At 31.0% G+C, this 9144-nt stretch carries 8 protein-coding genes; 4 read left to right on the top strand and 4 right to left on the bottom strand.

Translation table 11 applies throughout. From position 1 onward, the window contains the following. The first annotated feature begins 229 nt into the window (after nt 1-229). Both B3792_RS13090 and B3792_RS13085 read left to right on the top strand, forming a co-directional pair. Nucleotides 230-1912, top strand: coding sequence for an RluA family pseudouridine synthase (locus B3792_RS13090; protein ID WP_286496377.1), 1683 nt, complete (start codon nt 230-232; stop codon nt 1910-1912). 21 nt (nt 1913-1933) lie between these two features. Next, complete coding sequence (locus tag B3792_RS13085; protein WP_219035247.1) at nt 1934-2284, top strand: hypothetical protein; 351 nt, start codon at nt 1934-1936, stop codon at nt 2282-2284. A gap of 65 nt (nt 2285-2349) precedes the next feature. Here B3792_RS13085 and rimO read toward each other — a convergent pair whose 3' ends face one another. The 4 genes from rimO to B3792_RS13065 all read right to left on the bottom strand — a co-directional run bounded on the left by rimO (nt 2350) and on the right by B3792_RS13065 (nt 6653). Next, on the bottom strand, nt 2350-3654 hold the full coding sequence (gene rimO / locus B3792_RS13080; protein ID WP_286496376.1) for a 30S ribosomal protein S12 methylthiotransferase RimO: 1305 nt from the start codon (nt 3652-3654) through the stop codon (nt 2350-2352). 357 nt (nt 3655-4011) lie between these two features. Continuing rightward, nucleotides 4012-5049 carry a glycosyltransferase gene (locus tag B3792_RS13075; RefSeq protein WP_291069805.1) on the bottom strand — a complete coding sequence of 346 codons (1038 nt, stop codon included), beginning with the start codon at nt 5047-5049 and terminating at the stop codon, nt 4012-4014. Nucleotides 5050-5055: 6 nt separating this feature from the next. Continuing rightward, nucleotides 5056-5490: a DUF2750 domain-containing protein gene (locus B3792_RS13070; protein ID WP_180904557.1), complete on the bottom strand. Its 435-nt coding sequence runs from the start codon at nt 5488-5490 to the stop codon at nt 5056-5058. Between the two features lie 5 nt (nt 5491-5495). After that, entirely contained in the window at nt 5496-6653 is a 1158-nt protein-coding gene (locus B3792_RS13065; protein ID WP_038331505.1) for a THUMP domain-containing class I SAM-dependent RNA methyltransferase, read from the bottom strand. A gap of 98 nt (nt 6654-6751) precedes the next feature. Here B3792_RS13065 and B3792_RS13060 point away from each other — a divergent pair, with 98 nt between their 5' ends. After that, nucleotides 6752-7225, top strand: coding sequence for a DUF4265 domain-containing protein (locus B3792_RS13060; protein WP_038331503.1), 474 nt, complete (start codon nt 6752-6754; stop codon nt 7223-7225). A gap of 98 nt (nt 7226-7323) precedes the next feature. Further along, nucleotides 7324-9105 carry an aminopeptidase P family protein gene (locus B3792_RS13055; protein ID WP_286496375.1) on the top strand — a complete coding sequence of 594 codons (1782 nt, stop codon included), beginning with the start codon at nt 7324-7326 and terminating at the stop codon, nt 9103-9105. Nucleotides 9106-9144 lie beyond the last annotated feature (39 nt).

Raw genomic sequence — 9144 nt, 5'->3', positions numbered from 1 at the left:
AAATATTAATAATCTAAAAACTCAAATTATTTAATATGCACAACGGGTTAACTATAATAAATTATTTTACACTAAAAGTCCAGAGAGTAAAAATCGTTATGAATTTCAAAATGAATATAAAATATCTAAAAAATTGAAAGATAATTGGTATTTATTGGAACGAATTGAGTAATACAATTTCAAAATTTATTGCTTAAACTGTATCTTTGCATCGATTTTAAAGAAGCAAATGTCCAATTATTTTCAATATTTTAAACATCCAATTACTACGTACGAACTTCCCAAAAAGTTTGATTATCCATTTTATTATGAACCTACTGAAATTGCGAAGCAAGCATGTAGAGAGCTACAAGAATACTTGGAAAATCAAACCGATTTTGAACATAATTTTGGTTTAGAAAATGACCAATCTTCCACTCCAATTGGTAAAATGTTTGGTGTTTTAGTTGTTCGAAATCAAAAGAATGAAGTAGGATATTTAGCGGCAGTTTCAGGTAAATTGGCTAATACTAATCAACACAAATTTTTTGTTCCACCTATTTTTGATATGTTGAATAAAAATGGTTTTTTCTTAGAACAAGAAGAACGTTTGAATGAAATCAATCGTATTTTAGAATCATTAGAAAATGATCAAAACTATCTACAACTTAAAGAAGATTTTATTCAATTTGAAATCAATTCTAAGTTAAAAATTGAAGAAGGAAAACAACTTTTAAAATCAAATAAAAAAGACCGAAAATATCAACGAGAAACAATTTCTCCAACTTTATCTCAAGATGAAATTCAATTTTTTGAAGAAGATTTAGTCAAACAAAGTTTACGTGATAAATATGAATTTAGAATTCTAAATGAAAAACTTGATTCTGAAAAACAGATTTTATTAAGCAAAATAAATGTTTTTAAGAATGAAATCAATTCATTAAAAGAAGAACGAAAAATAAAATCTAATTTACTTCAAAATCAATTGTTTAATCAATATCAATTCTTGAATAAGTTTAAGCAAGAAAAAGGATTATTAGAAATTTTTTCAACAACTGTATTTCAACAACCTCCTGCTGCTGCTGGTGAATGTGCTGCACCCAAATTATTGCAATATGCGTTTCAAAATGATTTAGAACCAATTTGTATGGCTGAGTTTTGGTGGGGAGATTCGCCAAAATCTGAGGTTAGAAAACATGGTCAATTTTATCCAGCTTGTACAGGAAAATGTGAGCCTATTTTAGGACATATGTTGCAAGGAATTGAACTGAATGAAAACTTATTGTTGAAGCAAAATTCAACTGTTGAAGAGTTAGAAATTTTATATCAAGATAATGATTTGGTTGTCATCAATAAACCAGAAGAGTTTCTTTCTGTTCCTGGAATTGAGATTAAAGATTCGGTTTATCTTAGAATTAAACATCAATTTCCATTGGCAACAGGTCCAATTATTGTTCATCGTTTGGATATGTCAACTTCTGGAATTCTTGTTTTGGCGTTAAATAAAGAAAGTCATAAACTTCTTCAACAACAATTCATTAAACGTAAAGTTCAGAAACGCTACATTGCACTTTTAGATGGAAATATTGAGCGCGATAATGGTTTTATAGATTTACCTTTACGTGTGGATTTGGACGATAGACCGAGACAAATGGTTTGTTATGAACATGGAAAAACGGCGCAGACAAAGTATGAAGTCATTGCAAGAAAAGACAATAAAACGCTTGTCTATTTTTATCCAATTACCGGTCGTACACATCAGTTGCGCATGCATGCTTCGCATCGTTTGGGACTAAATGCACCAATTATTGGTGATGATTTATATGGTACGAAAACAAATCGTTTGCATTTACATGCCGAATCCTTAGAATTTACGCATCCGAAGACGAAAGAATTGATGAAATTTCAAGTAGATCCAAATTTTAATCTCTAATTTTGCGAAAGAATACAAAGAATGGAAAATAAAGATTTGACAATACGAGAAGTAATTTATCGCGATATGGATACGTTGATTATGGCAAAATTGAAAAACGGATCTAATATTTCGATAGATGATTTGATCGATATTTCTTCTTATTTAGCTGCAAGTTTGTTCCGTGAACGTTGGAAACAAAAAGGTGAGTTGAGCGAAGAAGAAGTGAATATCGTTTTAGGAAATTTAGGTGATTTTTGCAATGAACATTTTGGTGAATATTTTACGCAACAAGATTTTGATAAAATTGTAAAAATCTCCCAATTATTGTTACAAAAACCTACGTTTGATAACGATTCGAAAGAATTTTTTGATGAAATATTGAAAAAATAAAGAAAAAAATTAAGCATAAAAAAACCACTTTATTTGAAGTGGTTTTTTATTATATCTCGAATTGATTAATCAATCACTTTACAAATTAAATCGAATTCGTACGCTTCAATAATCTCTACATTTACAAAATCACCAACTGGTAAATAGGTATCAATTGCAGAAATCAAAACTTCGTTATCAACGTCTGGCGAATCATATTCTGTACGTCCAATAAAGTTATCACCTTCCTTACGATCAATCATTACTCTAAATTGTTTTCCAATTTTTTCTTGATTCAAATCATACGAAATTTGAGATTGAATTTCCATAATTTCTTCAACACGTTGTTGTTTTACTTCCTCTGGTACATCATCTTCTAAATTATAGGCATGCGTATTTTCTTCGTGAGAATAAGTAAAACATCCCAAACGATCAAATTTTTGCTCTTGTACCCAAGCTTTCATTTCCTGAAAATCTTCTTCTGTTTCGCCTGGATATCCACAAATCAATGTTGTACGAATCGCCATATCAGGAACTTTTGTACGCATTGCGTCTAACAAAGCATTCGTTTTTTCGTGTGTTGTACCACGACGCATTGATTTTAATAATTTTGTTGAAATATGTTGTAACGGAATATCAATATAATTACAAACTTTAGGTTCTTCACGAATTACATCCAAAACATCTTCTGGAAAACCTGCTGGAAATGCATAATGTAAACGAATCCATTCGATACCTTCAATCTTAACTAATTCTTTTAATAATGATGCTAATTCACGTTTTTTATAGATATCTAAACCATAATACGTTAAATCTTGTGCAATCAAAATTAACTCTTTTGTTCCATTTTTTGCCAATTTAGTAGCTTCTGTAACTAAATCTTCGATTGGACGAGAAACATTTCCTCCACGCATCAAAGGAATTGCACAGAAAGAACAAGGACGATCACAACCTTCAGCAATTTTAAGATATGCATAATGACGAGGAGTTGTTGTTAAACGTTCTCCAACCAATTCGTGCTTATAATCTGCACCCAATGCTTTTAATAAAAGTGGTAATTCTCGCGTACCAAAATATTGGTCAACATTTGGAATTTGCTCAATTAAATCTGGTTTGTATCGCTCTGACAAACATCCTGTCACGAAAACTTTTTCCACCAAACCATCTTCCTTACGTTGCACGTAATCTAAAATTGTATCAACACTTTCCTCCTTTGCATTATCAATGAAACCACAAGTATTAATCACCACAATTTCCCCAGATTGCTCATGTACAACCTCTTTCCCATTGGCTTTCAGCTGTCCCATTAACACCTCAGAATCGTATACATTTTTAGAACATCCTAACGTAATTACATTAATTTTCTTTTTTCCAGTCGATTTTGTACGCATTACTCTAATTTAAGTCTGCAAAATTACGAAATATTTGAGAGAACTGACCGAAAAGATTGAATGGAACAAGTATAAATAGCTAAAATAAAAATTTTTAAACCTAAATAACTTTAAAGAGAATAGATTTCTAAACAACTAACTATTTTAGAAAATTAATCAATTATTACGATATTCTACTTGAAATCTATTTAATAAATATATTTTAACGAATTGATTAACAAAATATAACAAGTCATTTATAGTTTAATTTCAACAATAAATGTTAAATTTGAGCTAATTAGTATTTTAAGTTAGATGTCAAAGCAATGCTTTGAAATTAAGAAGGTCAAGATTTCTCTTGACCTTTATTTTTTATATTTAATCGATATGATAATGACTCGGAAAAGCCTTTTTAGGATTCTGTTTGAGAATATTCAACCTGAATTGACTTTCTAAAAATCCATAACCATAATTGAAAAATTGAATTAAAGTTGTTTGAATCGATAATAAACCAACTACCGCAGATTTAAAACGAATAGTTGAGAAAATAAAAATCAAAAACATGTAAATTAACCACAAAACAAATGGGGTTTGAAGAATAAATCGATGTTTTGGAAGAATAAAACTCAACAATAAAAATAAAAATGCAACTAAAGTTCCGACAAAAAATAAGCTTGGAAACCAAAAAGTTGGTTTGATATAATTTGGATGACGTTGATTAAGAATTGGGCGTGCAACTCCAAATTGATAAACTTGTTTCGCAAATTTCTTTAACGAAGTTCTACGTTTATGTATCACTTTCGAATCTTGAAATAATCGCGTTTCAAAATCATTTTCCCACAAACGCATTGATAAATCTGGATCTTCTCCAACACGTAAATCAGCAAATCCACCCGTTTTTTTGTACGCTTTTCGAGAAATTCCCATATTAAAACTACGTGGCTGAAATTTACCAATTTGCTTTTTTCCTCCACGTATTCCTCCTGTTGTTAAGAAAGAAGTCATCGAAAAAGTAATTGCTTTTTGCAAATCTGTAAACGAGTCATCTGCATCATCTGGTCCGCCAAAAGCGTCAACAAAATTAGTTGTCAATTCTTTTTTAACCGATTCAATATAAGTCGAAGGAATAATCGTGTCAGAATCTAAGAAAATGAAATAATTTCCATTCGCTTTTTCCATTCCATAATTTCTCGATTTTCCTGGACCTGAATTTGTTTTGTAATAATAATGAAGATCTAATTGAGTTTCAAATTTAGCACAAACTGTAACCAATTTATTTTGAGAACCATCATCTACAATAATAATTTCGAATAACTTATCCGTTTGTTTCACTAAACTTGACAATAATTCTGTCAATTCATCTTGACGTTCGTAAACGGCAATAATTATCGAAAGTTGCAAATCTTCTTTTCCCAAAATATATTATTGATTGAATGATTCTTTCAACTCTAATGTCACTTTCTGAATTTCATCTAAACTCTTAAAATGATTCAATTTGAAAGTTGATTTTGATTGATTCAATTCATGAACAATTGCCAAAATAGTATCCAATGGACTTTGCTCCTCTCCTTTCGAAGTTTCGTCAAAATTAATTCCAACCAAAGAAACTTCTTCAATCATTCCGAACAACCATTCTTCTAAAAAAGTATTCAAATCTATCGAATCAATTTTATGATTTGCCCATTGATTTTGTTTCGCTTTTTCAGCTAAATCTGTATTCGACCAAAAACAAATAACCTCTAAATTAGAGCTATCTTCATACTCAAATTCCTCTGAATACGAAACAGCAAAACCTTCTTCCGAAGTTAAAAGATATACTTTTTGATCTTGACAAATTTCTTTTATAAATTGACTCACTTCTCTTAATTTTGATTTTTAGCTTTTTTACTTCCTTCGTACATTTCGTATTGTAAAAAGTCGCATTCTAACTTACCATTGAACACTTTTACTTTCTTCGAAGGACGTAAACCGACATATTTTTTGGCTTGTAAATCTGATGTGATAAACCACGCCAATGTATTTGGATAACTCGATTTTAACGTGTCACCAATTTGTTTGTAAAATTCTTGGTTATTATTTTCGATACGCTCATCATAAGGCGGATTGAACACCAATAAAACTGGGAACAATTCCTTTTTAGATGTAAAGAAATCTTGATTTCTAACTTCAATAAAATCCTCTAAATCAGCAGATTTTATATTCATCTGCGCAATTTTTACCATCATTGGAGAAATTTCGTATCCAACAATTTTATATTCAGATTCTTTGATTCGATTTAAGCGCGTATTACGAATTTGTGTAAACAATGTTTCATCATAATCTGGCCAATTCTGAAAAGCAAAATGCTTACGATGAATTTGTGGCGGAATATTATTCGCAATCATCGCCGCTTCAATCAACATTGTTCCCGAACCACACATTGGATCAAGGTAATTTCCTTTTCCATCATAACCCGCTTGCAACAACAAACCTGCTGCTAAAACCTCGTTAATTGGAGCTGGACCAGTTTCTTCACGATAACCACGTTTGTGCAACGATTCTCCAGAAGAATCTAACGACAACGTAATTTTATCGTGCGAAATATGTAAGTTAAAACGTACATCTGGAAAATCTTTATCAATGCTTGGACGACGACCATTTTTTTCTTTGAATCGATCTACAATAGCATCTTTCACTTTTAAAGCAGCATAATGCGAATGCGTAAAATAATCTGAATGAACAGTTGGATCAATCATAAAAGTTTGATCGACATTTAGATAATTTTCCCAATGGAATTTTTTGAATTTCTCATACAATTGATGATCATTTTTCGCAGAAAACGAAAGAATTGGCTTCTGTATACGAAGTGCAGTACGCAAGCTGTAATTTGCTTTGTACATGAAACCTAAATCGCCATTAAATTCAACCATTCGGTTTTGGATTTTAACATCTGCCGCACCCAACGCTTTTAATTCTTGCGCTAATATTTCTTCGAAACCAAAAAAGGTTTTCGCAATCATTCTGAAATTTTCCAAGGAAATAAAATTTTTACAAAAGTACGGGAAATAAAGGAAATTGAGAAAGGAATAATTGTTTTTCGATATTCTAAACTAATTTATATCTTAACAAAAAATATTTCATGGATCAAGAAACTAAATATGAAAAAATATTGGTTCGATATTATAGTAAGGTTTTAGAAGAAGAAATAGTTGAAACACTTTGGACAGAAACCATAGACAAAGAAAAAGGATTATATAAAATTGAAAATATTCCGTTCTATGGTCCATGTTTTTCAAGTGACGATATAGTATTTGCTGAATATGATAACGATGAAGAATGTTTGACTTTTAGAAAAGTAATTGAATTTTCTGGAAATTCGACAGTTCAAGTTATAATAATGAATGATGAAATTAATAGAGATGATATTAGAAATATTTTCAAGAATTTGAATTGTGAAAGTGAAGCGCTGAATGAAAAATACTTTGTTCTAGAAATTCCTTTAAAAATAAATTATAAATCTGTTTTTGATAAATTAATCGAATTACAAGAAAATGAATTTATTGCTTTTGCAGAACCTGTTTTATCAGAAAAACATCGTGATGAAACCAGATAATAATCTTAATAATATTTCTTAATTTCTATATTTTCCTTCATCGACATTCTTCGTACCTTTCGGCTATTAAAGTTTAATTTTTTAGAATTCGATATAAAATGGAAAAAATCACAGATCGTCTTTCAGCTTTGAGAGAGGTTATGAAACAAAATGGAGTTAGCGCAACAATTATTCCTGGAACAGATCCGCACGGAAGCGAATATTTACCAAATCGTTGGAAAGAGCGTACATGGATTTCAGGTTTCAATGGATCGGCTGGAACTGCAGTTGTAACATTAGAAAAAGCGGCTGTTTGGACGGATTCGAGATATTTTATTCAGGCAGAAGATCAATTAAAAGACACGACTTTTGAGTTGATGAAAATGAGAATGCCAGAAACTCCTTCTATCAACGAATGGATTATTTCTCAATTAAAAGAAGGAGAAGTTGTTGGTCTTAATCCGCAAATGTTTGCGCACAATGCTTTTGCAGAAAATTATAACGAGTTTTCATTCAATCAACTTTCAGTTAAAAATATTGATTTAATTGATTTAGCTTGGCAAGATCGTCCTGCTTTACCAGAGAATCCATTCTATATTTATGATGTAAAATTTGCTGGAAAATCTGCTTCAGAAAAAATTTCGGAAGTGCGCAATGAGATGAAAAAAGCAAATACCAATGTATATATCATGAATTCGTTGGATGAAATTGCGTGGTTATTTAATATTCGTGGAAATGATGTTAACTATAATCCATTGACAATTTCATATGCCGCTGTGGATACAGAAAATGCGTATTTATTTATAGATGAAGCAAAAGTAACTCCAGAAACAAAAACTGCTTTAGCAAATGAAGGAATTACAATTCAACCTTATTTAGCGGTTTACGATTATTTAAAGAAACAAAACGAAAAATCGCATGTATTGGTAGATGGAAATCGAGTTAATCAATCGTTATACGAAGCAATTTCTACTTCTTCAACTATTAATTTAATTGCTTCTCCAGTAACAAATCTAAAATCTGTTAAAAACGAAATCGAACAAGAAGGCTTCAGAAATGCAATGGTAAAAGATGGTGTTGCATTGACGAAATTTTTCATGTGGTTAGAAGAAAATATCGAAAATAACATTAATGAAGTTACAGTTGATGAGCAATTGAAATTTTTCCGTTTACAACAGGAAAATTGTAAAGGTGTAAGTTTCGGAACAATCTGTGGATACGCTGATCACGGTGCAATGAACCACTACTCTGCTTCACCTGAAACTGCTTATACATTAGGACGAAAAGAAATGTTGCTAATTGATTCTGGAGCTCAGTTTTTGGAAGGAACAACAGACATTACGCGTACATTGATGTTAGGAGAACCAACGACACAACAAAAAACAGATTATACCTTAGTTCTTAAAGGAAATATTGGTTTATCGCAAGCTATTTTTCCTATTAATTCTCGTGGTTCTTTGTTAGATGTTTTGTCGCGTAAAGCGCTTTGGGAAAACGGTTTCAATTACGGACACGGAACTGGACACGGTGTTGGTCATTTCTTATGTGTGCACGAAGGGCCGCAAAGTATTCGTTTAGAAGAAAATTTAACGCCACTTAAAGCTGGAATGGTACTTTCTAACGAGCCAGGTTTGTATCGCGATGGTGAATACGGAATTAGAATAGAGAATTTAATGATTGTTCAACCAGCGATGTCAACTCAATTTGGTGATTTCTTGAAGTTTGAGATTATTACAGTTTTCCCAATTGAGAAAAATTTGATTGATGTTAATTTAATGACAAACGAAGAAATTGCATGGTTGAATAATTATCATCAATTTGTTTTCGAGAAAATTTCTCCATTCTTAGATGAGAAAGAAACAACTTGGTTAAAAGAAAAATGTGAGGCTATTTCTAAGTAAATTTAATTTCAACAAAAAGTCATTCTGATTTCTATGACA

Source organism: Empedobacter sp. UBA5924 (genome assembly GCF_002431085.1).
Lineage (GTDB): Bacteria > Bacteroidota > Bacteroidia > Flavobacteriales > Weeksellaceae > Empedobacter > Empedobacter falsenii_B.
Note: the sequence above shows the minus strand (reverse complement) of the source record. Positions and strands in the feature narration are given on the sequence as shown.